Raw genomic sequence first — 14,822 nt, forward strand, 5'->3', positions numbered from 1 at the left:
ACTGCGGGGATTGTTGGTATTCCGGGACGAAAACCGTCTTCTGCTCGGCAGGCCGGCCAGAGAGCCAAACTGCGGCGAGCGCGCATATTCTACCGATTATTTCAGGTGGCTAGAAGCTCGGGCCAGCCGGCGATACCGCGCCTAGCGAATGTCCGTCCGCCGGCGTAGGACTACCGCAGGAGGGACTTATCATACGTAATACCCTCTGAAATACCATCCGAAGATCGCCGAGCAAACACCCGACACGTCCCATTACCAACGATCCCTCGCGACGACAACTGAAGCCGCCATCCTCAGAAAAACTCGCCGGCCGTCATAGGCCCGGCTCGGACGGCATCGGGTAACTTGATCCAAGAACGCCGCGTTAACCCGCCGGGCTCAGCGCCGCCTGCATTTGCGCGACGCTTTGCGGACGGTGTTCCGGAAACACCGCCATCGCCCAATCGATGGCCTTTAGCAGATATTCCGGGTAACGGCGTTTGAAAGCCTTGACGGCCGGCGGCAAATCGTCTTGCTTGACCCGGTCGGGCGACGACATCGGAATCCGGCAATCCAAACAGGCGCGCATACTGGCGCCCACCGCATACAGGTCGGACCAAGGTCCCAGATTGCCTTGGCTATCGTATTGTTCGATCGGCGAATACCCGTTGGTCAGCACCTTGGCTCGACTGCGTTGCGGCGACAGCGAGATCTTGCGAATCGCGCCGAAATCCAGCAACAGCGGATCGTTGCCGCTACGGATCAAAATGTTGGCGGGTTTGATGTCCAAGTGTACCAATCCCTTGTGATGCACGACTTCGATACCGGTCAGCAATTGCCGAAACACGGTCAAAAGGAATTCCTCGGTGATCGGCAGCATGCGTTTATGGAGAATTTTATCGAGGGTGACGCCGTAGTCGTAGGCCATCACCATGTACACGGTATCGTTGGCCTGAAAGAAGTTGATAACGTCGACGATGTTGTGGTGCTTGAGCATCGCCAATACCTTGGCTTCCTCGAAAAACAAGGCCCTGCCGCGCATGAACAACGCCTTGGCTTCGTCGCCGTTGGGCACGACCACATTATTCCAGGTGCGGTGCGCCAGCTTGCGCGGCAGGTATTCCTTAATCGCGACTTGTACCTGATCGGCCATTTGCCTGGCCAGATACACCGAACTGAAGCCGCCGTGCGCCAATTCCCGCTCGATCATGTACTGATCTATAATGGTGCCCGATTGCAGGTAATTCCACTGCTTAGGATAGGTTTCGGGATCGTAGTATTCGGCCATGGGCAAGCAACGCGGATTGAGGCTCTGGATTATAGGTGAAAAATGATTAGAAGCATGACCGCTTTCGCGGACGGCGAGCTGAGCGCCGACAACCTGACATTATTGTGCGAGCTGCGTTCGGTCAATCACCGCTATAGCGACGTCAGCGTCAAATTGCCGGAACGCTTGCGCTTCGCCGAAGCCGAGGTTCGGCGCCTGATCTCGGAAAAACTCAAACGCGGCAAAATCGAATGCTCGCTCGGCTACAAAAAACAAATTGGCGAACAAAGCTTGCACGTCAACCACGAATTCGTGCGCAAGTTGCTGAGCGTAACCGCCGAAATCGAAACGGCCATGGTCAATCCCCAGCCATTCTCGGCACTGGAAGTCTTAAGCTTTCCCGGCGTGCAACAAGAAACCGAAATCGACAAGGAAGCGTTGCGCGAGCTTATCCTGCGGTTGCTCAACGCCACACTGGAAAAAATGCTGGATACCCGGGCTCGCGAGGGGACGCAACTGGCACAGTTGATCGACGACCGTTGCCAAAAAATCTCCTTGCTGGTCGAAGCCGCGCACAAACGCATGCCGGATGTCCTGCATAACTTGCGCGGCAAGCTGACCAGCCGGGTCGTCGAAATGGTCGCGGATCCCAACTTCGACCGTCTGGAACAGGAACTGGTCCTGCTGGCGCAAAAATTGGACGTGGCCGAGGAATTGGACCGTTTGGAAACCCACGTCGCCGAAGTCCAACGCACCCTCAAATTGCCGGAGCCGGCCGGCCGCCGCCTGGACTTCCTGATGCAGGAAATGAACCGCGAGGCCAATACGCTCGGGTCCAAGTCCGCCGACCGGGAAATGACCCAAATCTCGATAGACTTGAAAGTGCTGATCGAACAAATGCGCGAACAAATTCAAAACGTCGAATAAGCCGCCCATTCGGAATTCACATGAGTGTTAACGACACCAAAACCGGCCACGCCGATCCTACCCTGAAACTGACATTGCGCCTGATGCACTGCGGCGAAATCGCGATGGGTCCGGGCAAGGCCGATTTGCTTGAAGCCATCCAATCCACCGGTTCGATCAACGCCGCCGGCAAATCGATGAACATGAGCTACCGGCGCGCCTGGCTGCTGGTCGACGTGATGAATCGCAGCTTTATCAAACCGCTGGTTCAAGCCGCCAAGGGCGGTCGGCACGGCGGCGGCGCCAAACTGACGCCGTTCGGCCTGGAGGTGCTGGCCAACTATCGCAAAATGGATCAAGCGGCTAAATCGGCTGCCAGAGCCTACTTGCCGCTGTTCGACGGCTTGATGGCCCCGGCCGATTCCATCAGCCCAGCGGAAACGCTACCGGCGGATGCCGAGACTGAAGAATCAGGCACCTGAATGTTGTTACCCCATCTTGCCGGCCCGAGGCCAAGACCGAGTCGGTTTTAAGCTCACGGTCTGAAACGCCTCGGCCTCCGCGGCTAAAACGCAATCAGCGCGCCATTAGCCTGAGCGCTCACTCGGCCAGACGCCGCTCCAACCGACCCCGCAAGGTCTCCAGAAACGCTTCGGTCGTTTGATACTGGTCCTCGTTCAAGTTCTCACCATGAATGCACAAAGCCAAATCCTTGGTCATATAGCCTGCTTCGACGGTATCGACGCATACTTTTTCCAGCAAGTCGCAGAAATGAATGAGCTCGGTATTACCATCCAATTTGCCGCGAAACGCCAGGCCGCGCGTCCAGGCGAATATCGACGCGATCGGGTTGGTCGAGGTCGGTTTGCCCTGTTGATGCATGCGGTAATGGCGGGTGACGGTACCGTGGGCGGCTTCGGCCTCCATGATTTTGCCGTCCGGCGTGACCAAGGTCGAGGTCATTAGACCCAGCGACCCGAAGCCTTGAGCGACGGTATCGGACTGGACGTCGCCGTCGTAGTTCTTGCAAGCCCAGACGAAAGCGCCATTCCATTTCAGCGCCGAGGCGACCATGTCGTCGATCAGTTTGTGTTCGTACACAATGCCCTTAGCCTGAAACAAATCGCGGTATTCAGACTGATAAATGGCCTCGAAAATGTCTTTGAAACGACCGTCGTATTTTTTCAATATCGTGTTTTTAGTGGACAGGTACAGCGGCCAGCCGCGATCCAAGGCCACGTTAAAACAGCTGCGAGCGAATCCGACAATCGATTCGTCGGTGTTGTACATGGCCAAGGCCACGCCGTCGCCGTCGAAGTGGTAGACCTCGAAGCTCTGCTCCGGGCTGCCGTCATCCGGCGTAAAGCTGATTCTTAACTTGCCTTTGCCCTTGGTGACGAAATCGGTAGCGCGGTATTGATCGCCGAACGCGTGCCGGCCGATGCAAATCGGCTGAGTCCAGTTCGGCACCAGTCTCGGCACGTTTTTACAGATAATGGGCTCGCGGAACACGGTGCCGTCCAGAATATTGCGTATGGTGCCGTTGGGCGATTTGTACATTTTCTTCAAGCCGAATTCCTCGACTCTGGCCTCGTCGGGTGTGATCGTCGCGCATTTGATACCGACACCGTATTTTTTGACCGCCTGAGCGGCGTCGATGGTCACTTGGTCGTCGGTGGCATCGCGATGCGTGATACTCAGGTCGTAGTATTCGATCGGCAGATCCAGATAAGGCAGTACCAGTTGGTCCTTAATGAAATGCCAGATGATGCGAGTCATTTCGTCGCCGTCGATTTCGACGACCGGCTGATTGACGGTAATTTTCTGCATGGCGGCCTCCGATCGGATGGGTAGAAGCCGCCAGTATAGCCCGCCGCCTCGAGAACCGGTGCGGACAATTCGGTAACTCGAGGGAATCTGATCCGGCTATCCGCGCAAGCCACACCGCGTGCGAGTGCCTGTGTTAGAATCGAAACAATGCAGGAATTAGAGACTTTTAAGCTGATAGAGCGTATCAGCGCCATATTGCGCTCGGAAGAGCGCAAAAAATACGCGGCGATCGGCTTGCAGCCGGTGCACGGCCAAGTGCTGGACTATTTGGCCAAATGCAATCATTACAGCAACACCCACGCGGCTGTCGCGGAATATCTGGGTTTGACCAAGGGTACGGTATCCCAGACCATCCAGATTCTGGAGCGGCGGCATTACTTGGAGAAAACCACCGATGCCGTCGACGGCCGGGTAGTACACCTGACGCTGACCGAAACCGGGTACGCTCTGCTGGAAGACTTGAAACCGCTGGATGTGTTTAAGCACGCCGAAACCCAACTCAGCGAACGCGAGTTCGAGACGATAGGTCAGGCCTTGCGAGCCACGTTGAGCGTGTTGCAAAAAGTCAATAATTCCAAAAGTTTTGGGCTGTGCCGCTCTTGTCGACATTTTGCCGTCGAGGCCAACCATTATCATTGCGGCCTCACTGAACAACCGCTGGCGCGCGGCGATACCGAAAAGATTTGCCGCGATCACCAGCCATTTTCCGATCCACACCACGAAGAGTAACCGCCATGTTCGATACCAAGACCATCGATAACCTTGCCGACCGCATCTCTAGTGCTATCCCACCTGGGCTGCATAATCTGAAGGACGACATGGAGAAAAACATCCATGCCTTGTTGCAAAGCGCCCTGTCCAAGCTCGATTTGGTCAGCCGCGAGGAATTCGAAGTTCAAAAAGCCGTACTGGCCAAAACCCGCGCCAAGCTCGAAGACTTGGAAAAACGCGTTGCCGAGTTGGAGCAGCGGCTTCCCAAAGACTGAACCGATGTCGCTGGCAGTGGTGTACAGCCGGGGGCGCACCGGCATAGACGCCCCGCTGGTCACCGTCGAAGTCGATGTCGCCAACGGCTTGCCGGCCCTAAACATCGTCGGCTTGCCGGAAACCGCCGTCAAGGAAAGCAAGGATAGGGTGAGGGGCGCGATCGTCAATTCGCAATTCGAGTTTCCGATCGCGCGGATCACCGTCAATCTGGCGCCGGCCGATTTGCCCAAGGAAGGCGGCCGTTTCGATCTGGCTATCGCGCTCGGCATTCTGGCCGCCTCCGGCCAAATCCCGAAAACCGCGCTTCACCAATACGAATGTATCGGCGAACTGGCACTGGGCGGCGAGTTGCGGCCGATACCCGGCGCGCTACCAGTCGCGATTCACTGCCGCAACGCCGCCAGGCGACTGATTTTGCCGGTGTCCTGCGCCGCCGAAGCCAGTCTGATCCAAGACGCGGCATTGCTGCCTGCCCGCACTTTACTGGAAATCTGCGCCCATCTGACCGGCCGGCAAGCCATCGACTCCGCGCCATACGCATTTGGGCTGCCCACGGCCGCATTCGACATCGATTTTGCCGACGTTCACGGACAATTCCACGTCAAACGCGCGCTGGAAATAGCCGCCGCCGGCGCCCACAACTTATTGATGCTAGGCCCGCCCGGCACAGGGAAGTCGATGTTAGCGGCACGGTTGCCGACGATTTTGCCGGAACTCAGCGAACAGCAAGCGCAGGAAACGGCGGCGATCGCCTCGGTCAGCGACCAGGGACTAGACGTCGGCCGCTGGCGGCAACCGCCGTTTCGAGCGCCGCACCATACCGCATCCGCCGCGGCGCTGGTCGGCGGCGGTGTAAACCGGAACGTATTATGCGACTGAACAAGATTTCAGGGCCAATAAATGCGACTATGGCAATTTTGCAATTACTACCTTATATTATGAGCGCTTTTTGCGACTGAGTACGGATGAAATTGTCATTCACCTATTAGCTACTATGGCCGCTTACTCTTGACTCCAACAAACACAAAGCCAAGAAGCAACCTGTACCACCAAAACACAAATCCAGATATACCAATTATTTACGATTTTTAACCGATGAAGAGGACAATAAATGTCAGGATCGAATGGAAGTAGTGGCGTTGGAAGCGGCTTTTGGGAAGGTGAAGAAAGTTGTGAAACGTTAGTAATTGACACACAACTTAGCTCCCCCAAACCCGATGTTATTTCGGACATTTCAGTTGGCGATCTGCTGGATATTTCGGCACAGCCAATTGGGACTACCACAGTAGTCGTTGCATTCTATAAGGGTAAGGTTGCAGGTGGGTTGGCATCTCCGAAAACACGACGGCTGCTTGAATGTTTGGCGGGCGGCACTCGGTACGTTGCTAGAGTCACCGAAAAGAACGACGGTCAAATCCGTGTGCGTGTTAGTCCTCAATGAATTCAACTATAGATAATACTTACGCTATCGCCGTTGTCGGCGGGGTGTATCGTGAACGCTGCATGCGACCAGCGTGGCAAGAGGTATACGGATCAGCAGGACGAGCCGCATCCGCCATGGCGGCAATGGGGATCTTTGTTGAACTACATACTTATTATGATTCCATAACTGAGCCGGTATTAATTTCTCGAGCAGCCATTGAAGGGTTTAAGTTCTCAGGGGAAAGCATTCCAAAATCTACCCTTTTTGATTACGACCACGGTTTAGCCACTCCTCGCATTTATAGTTTTGGTAGTCGTCAATCTTCGCTACGCGTACAGGCTGAACAGGTTTTACGCTTCGGCATGCTGGAAGGCAGCGCATCTGTTCACGGCAAGAGAGTTGTTTACGACCCGCAGAGCCCGGCAAAGCCTGAGCCATTTCATCAAAACGGATCTACGGCAGACGAACTTGCTCTGATTCTTAATTATCGCGAGGCCCGGTTATTGAGTGGCGGGGAAAGTACATCAGCTGACTCAATTGCCAAATCATTGATTCTTGATGGTCATGCTCAAGTTGTAGTCATTAAATGCGGTCCACTGGGTGCTTTGGTTCATGATGGTAAGTCAACTAATCTAGTTCCAGCCTATCGATCGCGCTCCGTATGGAAAATAGGTTCCGGGGATAACTTTGCCGCACATTTTGCATTGCGATGGATGGAGGAAGGGAAATCGGCCGCCGAAAGTGCAGACCTTGCCTCACGAGCAACAGCATACTATTGCCAAAGCAAAGGTTTTGCCATACCTGAACTATTTGAATCATTCACTCCAGAAGCAATTGTTCCTTCTGAAGCATTCAGAAAAGGGCGCCGTCCGGTTGTCTATTTGGCAGGTCCTTTCTTTACTTTGGCTCAGCTCTGGATCGTTGAGCAAGCGCGGAAAGACCTAGCGGACATGGGGCTTGAAGTATTCTCACCGTATCACGATGTGGGTTGCGGCAGTGCAGATGATGTGGTGATGCTTGACTTGGTTGGCATCGAGAAAGCGGACATTATTTTTGCTATTGGCGACGGTATGGACTCAGGCACAATTTATGAAATTGGATACGCGCGCGCCAAAGATAAGCCTGTGATCGTTTATTGTGAGAATGAGTCCGAAGAAAACAAAAAAATGATGCAGGGTTCGTCATGCCATATGTGTGATGACTATGTTAGCGCTATCTATCATGCAGTTTGGACCGCGTGTAGTTTATGAGTGCTGCTTTATTATTATCGGGTGGAATGGATTCACTGGCCGTTGCCTGGTGGAAACGGCCAGACTACTGTATTACTATTGATTACGGACAGCTCGCCGCCGAGGCAGAGATAACTGCATCAAAGGTTATCTGTGAGAAATTGGGCATTGAGCATCATGTCGTCCGTGTCGATTGCAGGTCTCTAGGCTCGGGAGATATGGCAGGTACACCTCCAGATGGATATGCCCCTGCCAGCGATTGGTGGCCCTATCGAAATCAAATGCTACTAACCTTTGCAGCCATGAAAGCCCTACCTTTGGGCGTCAAGACGATTTGGATTGGTTCTGTGAAATCCGATAAGTCTCATCAAGATGGCACTATACAATTTCTGGAGAGCATGAATGCCTTACTGTCTCTCCAAGAAGGAGGTATGACAGTTAGAGCTCCCGCAATCGATATGACCACTCCTGAACTGATTCGATACGCAGACGTTCCTAAAAATATCCTGGGTTGGGCACACAGCTGTCATAAAGCAAACGTTGCGTGTGCAAACTGTCGAGGATGTAATAAGTATTTTGAGGTGCTTTATGAACTCGATGGCGGAATGGATGGACTTGGGTAATCCTTTTCCCCGTCCAGTGCCCAATTGCTATACACCTATCACGTGGCCTAAGGGAAACGTAATTCAATTACCCCTCACAATTACTGCCGAGGAAAAACAAGAATCTGCAATCAATATATTGCTTCGTCGTCGTACGCGACGCCAGTTTTCCGATATTAGTCTGGATTCGCTCGGCGCTTTACTTTGGATATCTTGCCATACTCGAGAATTAGGCAGTGACCACTTAGGGTTTCCTTTGTCGCGGCGCCCATGCCCATCAGGCGGCGCGATTCATCCCATCCACCTTCTTGTACTGTTACCCCAAGAAGAGTGTTGGTACCGTTACGATCCTAATCAACATGTATTACACGAAACGCCCAGTAAACTGGATGCAACAATAGTGAAGAGTTCAATGCAGAATATAGTAACTGCTCCATCAGCGACGTTGTTCATCCTTGCGGCGGAACCAGGGATGACGGCGGCAAAGTATGAGGCCTCTGCAAGCCTTGTATGGAGAGATGCCGGCGTGATGCTTGGGGTATTAGCCATCGCTGCAGAAGCCCTTGATCTCAGTTTTTGTCCTTTGGGGGTAACTGGCGAACCTTGGGTAAGTCAACTACTCGAACAACCGGGTTTGTCTGGCGTCGGAGGTGCTTTTGTTGGAACGACCCCGTCCTCTTGATGAACTGGCCGCAAAAGCATCGGACGGCGAGCGCGGACGAACTCCGGCTAGACTCCCTCCCATCAATTGAGTAATAGTCCGAGGGGAGGACATCATTTCAAACCAAATAATGGCATCCAGCTCTGAAGGACGGGTGCCGATAGCCTGAGCAAAACGTATGAATTGTTCCTCGAGCTCTAAATAGTTCCTCTCTACCGTTAGGTTTTCATCAAAGAACTTCGCCAGCGCACCCGCACGCAGTACGTGAATATCCAGAATTGCGACATCGTCCGCGTCTAACCAATTACGTGCGACCCACGACGCTGTTTTGAGTCCAATACCTGGCAATTGGATGAGCCATTGGCGTAGTGCTTTTCCACTGTCTAATGGTGGGTTTTCTGCAGACAAGCGGGATAACGCTGTACTCAAATAGCGGGCTTTCTGTTTCACAAATCGGTATCGAATCTGACGGCCATCGATTTCAAGAGGCTGGGAAAGTACGTCAAATATATCTGATTCAGTTGAAGCGTTGGCGAACATTCCCTGTGCCTGGAGTCTTCGAAACGCGGCAAGGCCGACACTTGCCGGAATTCCATGTCCGCCCAAGAGACAGGCGCCAACCTCTTCGGCAAGCGTATTTCCTAATCGATGTCGTGGCGGCATCCCGGTGATACGACGTGCCATGACTTGGTAAGTCCAATAGGCTGGAGTAGGGAATGCTTCAATTGCCCCCCAAGGAATGCCTGGCAAAACGAAGGTGTCAGAAGACGGCAGTTCGATTTGCACTACGGCGGCGCCTGTGAAAACTGCAGCGGACTGTCTCATGAGGGTCTCGACTCAGTTAAGTACTGAGCATTGAGTGCGCGCAAAACGTGCTCTCGCTCAATTGGTTCCATACGGTCAAACCGATCAAACAAACGCTGATGGCGGCGCTTGTTCGTCTGCCGATCGCGATATGTCTCTCCAAAATATGAAGCGTCATGAAGCTTGGTTGGGGGAGGGAAATTCATCCAGACACACTCTGTACGCACATCTACATGGGTCTTCGACAAAAACGTTGCTTTGCGCCAATTCCCTAGGCGTAACTCATACATCGAGTTGTCGTAACCCGAAAGCATTACCATGCAAGGCAAAGCAATTAGAACGTCCAATAGTCGGCTGTGGTCCTTGTATGAATACTCATGCCGATAAATTTTCGAATTTCTTCGAGATTCGGGCAAATATGGGGGGTCGGCGTAGACTAATTCCCCTCCTTGATAATCATACTTCTCAAGGAATGAGACGGCGTCACCGTGTATCAGAGTGCAATAGTTCGGATATCGTTGTCGCCACTTTGCGATAACCGCCCCGTCTGCGTCGATACCAAAATTGATTTGAGCGGCCTTTTTGTTTCTTAGCACAGCTCCACCACCTAAGTGAGATTCAATATAAGTTGTGTGTGCCGGCATGAGATTAATTAGCCGTTGGTAGCACTTGCCTTTTCCGCCTGGATACGTCATGGATCAATCATCGTCAATTTTGACGATGATGTCAAGTGGTGGCAAACCAATTGAACTTCCACGATTTGCTCGCTGTAAACGAGTTAACGGCATCGCCTCAATTCCTGTTTCCCTGGGGCAAGCAGCGATTCAACAGACATTGACTTTGATTATCCAGTCTTTGAATGTCTACAGTATTGTCAGTTCTGGAACCCCACAACTTTAGGATCACTTTGTAAACCGGCTCTCTTGAATTAGGGCAAATAGCGCCCCATATTGAAGGCGCGTTTGGCATTTTTACTGCCAAGTTCGCCTTTATCGCTGCAGGGAGGCCGGCCCGTTCCCGGTCGTTTAGATCAACTCCAGGACCACGGGGATAAACAATGGCTCTAACCAACACCGAGCTTCGCTACTACGACAGCAACGTACTTCGCCTACCGGCGGATAAACGCAAGGAATACCACGCCCAAGTCGATCGACTAATCGACGAACTCTGCAAGCATGTTAGGGACAAGACTGAAATCAAAATTACCAAGGTCGTGAAGGCCGGTTCCTTTGCAAAATATACAATTTTGAGGAAGACAACTTACGATCCCGTCGATGTCGATGTGGTGTTCTACATTTCCGGCCGCGACGCGAACAAGGAAACCCTCGATAGCCTTAGTGCGACGATCTACGATCTTTTGATCAAAATCTATCCGACCAAGTCAGTTGAAGATTTCGAAATCCAGCGCAAAGCTGCGACTGTGACTTTCATTGGAACGGGATTGAGCGTCGATATTGTGCCAGTGATTGAGGATGAATCCCGGCCAGGTTATGGCTGGCAATACGACATCCATGATGGCTCTAAAATTCAGACCTGCGCGCCCTGTCAAATTAAGTTCGTTCAGGAACGCAAGAACGAGGATGGCGATTTTCGCACTTTAGTCCGAATGGCGAAAAAGTGGCGCAACTACGCCGAAGTTAAACCGCTCAAATCTTTTGCCATTGAGTTGATCATGGCGCATGTGCTCGTCACGCAGGGAAAAGACGGCAGCATCGAGCAACGCTTCCGTAACTTTCTACTTTACATCGCGCAATCAGGCCTAAAGGATCAAATCAGCTTCCCCGAAAACACACCGCCGTTCGGAGTCTTTTCTGATCCGGTCGTAATCCTTGATCCGGTTTATAGCCTCAACAACGTTACAAGCCGGATTTCTGAAGCGGAGCGGCAAGAGATCGTCACAGCAGCCCAAGAGGCTTGGGAAACGGCCAACTTCGCATCGGTTGAGAACGACAATTCGGTCTGGAAAGAGATTTTCGGTCCGGGCTTTAAGGTGGAGGATTGAGATGAGCCAGACGCGAACCGTCTCTGCGACCTACACCACGACGGACATCGAAAACGTTGTCCGGCGTATGAAAGCTGACCTTGTAATGATCGCCGACAGCACGAAAGCGTGGACGCCACAGCAAGCTGCCGACTATGCTTACGATATTGAGGTACTTGCGAAGGCTGGCTATCTAGCATGGGTCGACTTAACTCTCTTGCAATATGGTATCGAATTGAAAGCAGTCCGCTTCGACGTCGATACTGATGCCGGCGCCTTGACCACGAGCCGTCCTGGTGGAGTCATGTGGCCATGTGTATCAGGTGCAAAACTACGTATCGTAATCGGCTACACCGACACCTATACGAGCGAAGCCCGTGAGGCAACGCGGAAAAAGTTGAAAATCGGCTGGACCACATCCTACGACGATACCAGTCATTCGCGCCTCAATTCCTCGGGTGGACGCAACTATGTGAGCAATGCCTATGGCATACAAAGAAAGGATTGGGCAGCATGAACCAAGTAAATATCTTTGATAGCGAAATACAGCTACCGAGTGATACTTTGGCTCGACGGGAGAAGACCTTGCTTGGTTTCGACAGCCGCTATGCCCGCGTTCACGACCAACTCCGTCTGCTGTTGAATGTCGGTGCGCTAGGCGACTGGAACCGAAAGAATCACGGTGGCAAGCTTGCAATTTGCGATCTTGTCGCTGAACAGTATCCGCTTGTCATCTTTCATGGGGATGTCGGCACCGGCAAAACTGCGATGGCGGAATGTATCGCGAACCGACTGGTGACAGAAACCAGAAGCTCAGATTCAATTCTATTCAAACTTTCCAACCGGGTTCGTGGTAGCGGCATGGTTGGCGAAATGGGAACGTTGCTCACCGAAGCGTTCCAAAGGGTTACGAAATCAGCGGGAAAAACTCGCAGGACGATCCTCATTATTGATGAGGGCGATAGCCTTGGTGCTTCGAGGACTCAAGCCCACAGCCACCATGAAGATAAGGTGGCAGTCAATACACTCATCCAGGGTGTTGACGACCTTCGGCAATATGGTGGACGGATTGTCGTCATTCTCTGCACAAATCGCCTTTCCGTTCTTGATGCCGCTTTGCGCCGCCGCGCCGCGATAATTGAAGAATTCAAGCGGCCCTCAGATGCTGAACGCCAGCAGCTTTTTCAAATGGACCTCGACGGTCTCAACCTCTCGCCGACTCAGATTGGCGAACTGGTTCGCGCAACCGGAGCACATCAGCCTCACCCATCTTGGACTTATTCTGACATTCGAACCAGACTGTATCCAGCCGCACTTGCAAAAGCTTATCCTGATCGAGCACTCCAATTTGACGACCTGCAAACAGTGGCAACAACGCTCCAAGCATCTCCTGTTATGGAGGATCGGTAATGGCAAAATCCCCTTTATTTGGACGACGCATTCACATATCTGGTAGCGTCGTGAATGACCTGATGATCGCTCCGACCACAGAGGTAGAGGCCGCGCGTACTTTCGTCGTGAGTTTGGTCAAAGAACTAGTCAAGCGAGGAGCCAACTTCGTTATTCCTGTTGATGCTGAACCGTTGCGTAAGGATGAGCTGCCTGTGTGCTTCGATTGGCTTGTCTGGCAGACCGTAAAAGAAAACCTCGCACATCGTCCACAAAACGTTCCCGGTCCATTTGTCGTAGCTGTCCAACATCATAAGACTGAAGAACAAATCCCCGACACATTTGTCGATATGTGGGATGAGTTACGCACCACCCAACTTATCAAGATCGAGAGCGCCGCGCAATGGAACATGAATAGCAAACGCATGGAGGTACAGGCGCGTTATGGCGATATTCTCATCACTTTGGGCGGTGACGAAGGGGTTCTATATCTGGCGAACCTTTATCACGATGCTGGCAAGCACATCGTACCGCTCAATCTTCCTCTTTGCTCGGAAAGCAAAGGTTCTCGGCGGCTCTATAACTTCGGTTTGGCTAGCTCCCAAACACGTCGCATGTTCCAGATCGCAGACGATGGAGACGCTCATGATTGGATTAATCGAATTAGTTTCCCTAAGCGGCAATCGATTACTGATCGTGTATCGGCGCTGGTGGAGCTACTTGAAGCGTTGGAACGCCCTAAAGCCTTTGCGGTGCGCCTGCTGAATCCCGACCATGATGATTATACTGACGTACAAAACTTCTTCGACATTGTGGCAAAGCCCGTGCTTGAAGATGAATTTGGATATCGCCTGATCGTTATCGATGGACGGCAGGCCTATGAACACGCACGAATCGATCAGGAAATCTTTGCCAAACTACATCGTAGTAGCATGGTTCTGGCCGATATCACCGGAGCTCGCCCAAATTGCTTTCTGGAATTGGGCTATGCGCTTGGGCGAGGTCTGCCCACAATGGTCACTGCACGAGATGGAGCGGACTTGCCATTTGACATCAAGACCTTCGCCGGTCATCACTGGAAAACCGACGGCAGTGCGGATGAACGCAGAAGAGCATTTAGGGAACACTGGTACGCCATTCGCAACCGCCCTACGCTTGTTCCCACGGAGCCACTGATTTTATGAGCGACAAGCGCGAGGTTTTTGTTTCAGTCGATGTTGAGACGTCCGGACCAATCCCAGGCGAGTTTAGTCTGCTTTCAATCGGTGCATGTTGCATTTTTAATCCAGAAAAGACGTTTACTTGCAAATTGAAACCCATCACTGATGCCTTCGACCCGAAGGCGTTAGAGGTGACGGGGCTCTCGATGGAAGAATTGAAGAAATGTGGATTGGAACCCCATTCGGCAATGAGTAGCTTCTCGCAATGGCTGGCTAGTTTGATTGATCGAGGTGACTCCATTGTTTTTGTCGGCTTCAACGCCCCTTTTGATTGGTCGTTCGTTAACTACTATTTTCACCGTTTTTTGGGCGAAAATCCGTTCGGTTTCGCAGCACTCGATATCAAAGCACTATACATGGGTGCGACCGGTTGTTCTTGGCGTGATACACGGTCCAGCAAGATCGCAGAACACCTCAAGCCGAGGTTATCAGGTACGCACGATGCCCTGCACGATGCCCAATACCAGGCTGAGATTTTTCAATCGATTTGGTGCGATCTTATTGCTAGTCACCGATGATGGGGCAGTTCTAGCTAACAACATAA

Annotated in this window: 16 protein-coding genes and 1 pseudogene; 14 read left to right on the top strand and 3 right to left on the bottom strand. The window is 52.4% G+C overall.

Annotation, left to right across the window (positions count from 1 at the left end):
- Window positions 1-364: 364 nt before the first annotated feature.
- On the bottom strand, window positions 365-1,267 hold the full coding sequence (locus ACQE3D_RS23455; protein WP_064031390.1) for a serine/threonine protein kinase: 903 nt from the start codon (window positions 1,265-1,267) through the stop codon (window positions 365-367).
- 54 nt (window positions 1,268-1,321) lie between these two features.
- On the opposite strand from ACQE3D_RS23455, the gene ACQE3D_RS23460 reads away from it, so the two are divergent.
- Together ACQE3D_RS23460 and ACQE3D_RS23465 are read left to right on the top strand one after the other, a co-directional pair.
- Window positions 1,322-2,173 carry a YicC/YloC family endoribonuclease gene (locus ACQE3D_RS23460; RefSeq protein WP_231883758.1) on the top strand — a complete coding sequence of 284 codons (852 nt, stop codon included), beginning with the start codon at window positions 1,322-1,324 and terminating at the stop codon, window positions 2,171-2,173.
- A gap of 20 nt (window positions 2,174-2,193) precedes the next feature.
- Complete coding sequence (locus ACQE3D_RS23465; protein WP_313730270.1) at window positions 2,194-2,634, top strand: winged helix-turn-helix domain-containing protein; 441 nt, start codon at window positions 2,194-2,196, stop codon at window positions 2,632-2,634.
- A 118-nt stretch (window positions 2,635-2,752) separates the two neighbouring features.
- Here ACQE3D_RS23465 and ACQE3D_RS23470 read toward each other — a convergent pair whose 3' ends face one another.
- Window positions 2,753-3,982 (bottom strand): NADP-dependent isocitrate dehydrogenase, encoded by a 1,230-nt coding sequence (locus tag ACQE3D_RS23470; RefSeq protein WP_313730269.1) that lies wholly within the window; start codon window positions 3,980-3,982, stop codon window positions 2,753-2,755.
- 147 nt (window positions 3,983-4,129) lie between these two features.
- Here ACQE3D_RS23470 and ACQE3D_RS23475 point away from each other — a divergent pair, with 147 nt between their 5' ends.
- The 6 genes and pseudogenes from ACQE3D_RS23475 to ACQE3D_RS23500 all read left to right on the top strand — a co-directional run bounded on the left by ACQE3D_RS23475 (window position 4,130) and on the right by ACQE3D_RS23500 (window position 8,905).
- Window positions 4,130-4,711 carry a MarR family winged helix-turn-helix transcriptional regulator gene (locus ACQE3D_RS23475; RefSeq protein WP_064031394.1) on the top strand — a complete coding sequence of 194 codons (582 nt, stop codon included), beginning with the start codon at window positions 4,130-4,132 and terminating at the stop codon, window positions 4,709-4,711.
- Window positions 4,712-4,716: 5 nt separating this feature from the next.
- A complete protein-coding gene (gene ubiK / locus ACQE3D_RS23480) occupies window positions 4,717-4,968 on the top strand; it encodes a ubiquinone biosynthesis accessory factor UbiK (protein ID WP_071159226.1) in 252 nt (83 codons plus the stop codon).
- A gap of 4 nt (window positions 4,969-4,972) precedes the next feature.
- A pseudogene (locus ACQE3D_RS23485) lies at window positions 4,973-5,827 on the top strand (YifB family Mg chelatase-like AAA ATPase); the annotation flags it as partial.
- Between the two features lie 579 nt (window positions 5,828-6,406).
- Window positions 6,407-7,642, top strand: coding sequence for a PfkB family carbohydrate kinase (locus tag ACQE3D_RS23490; protein WP_427551306.1), 1,236 nt, complete (start codon window positions 6,407-6,409; stop codon window positions 7,640-7,642).
- Window positions 7,639-8,244, top strand: a complete 606-nt coding sequence (locus ACQE3D_RS23495) for a 7-cyano-7-deazaguanine synthase (protein ID WP_427551307.1) — start codon at window positions 7,639-7,641, stop codon at window positions 8,242-8,244. The genes ACQE3D_RS23490 and ACQE3D_RS23495 overlap by 4 nt, the downstream gene beginning before the upstream one ends.
- The gene (locus ACQE3D_RS23500; protein ID WP_427551781.1) at window positions 8,231-8,905 is read left to right on the top strand and encodes a SagB/ThcOx family dehydrogenase; all 675 of its coding nucleotides are present in this window, start codon (window positions 8,231-8,233) and stop codon (window positions 8,903-8,905) included. The genes ACQE3D_RS23495 and ACQE3D_RS23500 overlap by 14 nt, the downstream gene beginning before the upstream one ends.
- Here ACQE3D_RS23500 and ACQE3D_RS23505 read toward each other — a convergent pair.
- The gene (locus ACQE3D_RS23505; RefSeq protein WP_427551308.1) at window positions 8,840-9,709 is read right to left on the bottom strand and encodes an 8-oxoguanine DNA glycosylase; all 870 of its coding nucleotides are present in this window, start codon (window positions 9,707-9,709) and stop codon (window positions 8,840-8,842) included. The two genes, ACQE3D_RS23500 and ACQE3D_RS23505, sit on opposite strands and share 66 nt — an antisense overlap.
- A 672-nt stretch (window positions 9,710-10,381) precedes the next feature.
- Between ACQE3D_RS23505 and ACQE3D_RS23510 the strand changes: the two genes are divergently transcribed.
- The 6 genes from ACQE3D_RS23510 (at window position 10,382) to ACQE3D_RS23535 (ending at window position 14,796) form a co-directional block, all read left to right on the top strand.
- Entirely contained in the window at window positions 10,382-10,588 is a 207-nt protein-coding gene (locus tag ACQE3D_RS23510; protein ID WP_427551309.1) for a hypothetical protein, read from the top strand.
- A gap of 157 nt (window positions 10,589-10,745) precedes the next feature.
- A complete protein-coding gene (locus ACQE3D_RS23515) occupies window positions 10,746-11,690 on the top strand; it encodes a CBASS oligonucleotide cyclase (protein ID WP_427551310.1) in 945 nt (314 codons plus the stop codon).
- Between the two features lies 1 nt (window position 11,691).
- Window positions 11,692-12,186, top strand: coding sequence for a hypothetical protein (locus ACQE3D_RS23520; RefSeq protein ID WP_313731162.1), 495 nt, complete (start codon window positions 11,692-11,694; stop codon window positions 12,184-12,186).
- A complete protein-coding gene (locus ACQE3D_RS23525; RefSeq protein WP_313731161.1) occupies window positions 12,183-13,079 on the top strand; it encodes an ATP-binding protein in 897 nt (298 codons plus the stop codon). Before ACQE3D_RS23520 ends, ACQE3D_RS23525 begins: the two co-directional genes overlap by 4 nt.
- Window positions 13,079-14,242 carry a hypothetical protein gene (locus ACQE3D_RS23530; RefSeq protein ID WP_427551311.1) on the top strand — a complete coding sequence of 388 codons (1,164 nt, stop codon included), beginning with the start codon at window positions 13,079-13,081 and terminating at the stop codon, window positions 14,240-14,242. Before ACQE3D_RS23525 ends, ACQE3D_RS23530 begins: the two co-directional genes overlap by 1 nt.
- Complete coding sequence (locus ACQE3D_RS23535) at window positions 14,239-14,796, top strand: exonuclease domain-containing protein (RefSeq protein ID WP_427551312.1); 558 nt, start codon at window positions 14,239-14,241, stop codon at window positions 14,794-14,796. Before ACQE3D_RS23530 ends, ACQE3D_RS23535 begins: the two co-directional genes overlap by 4 nt.
- Window positions 14,797-14,822 lie beyond the last annotated feature (26 nt).

The sequence above is a fragment of the Methylomonas sp. MS20 genome, assembly GCF_050275925.1.
GTDB classification, from domain to species: domain Bacteria; phylum Pseudomonadota; class Gammaproteobacteria; order Methylococcales; family Methylomonadaceae; genus Methylomonas; species Methylomonas koyamae_A.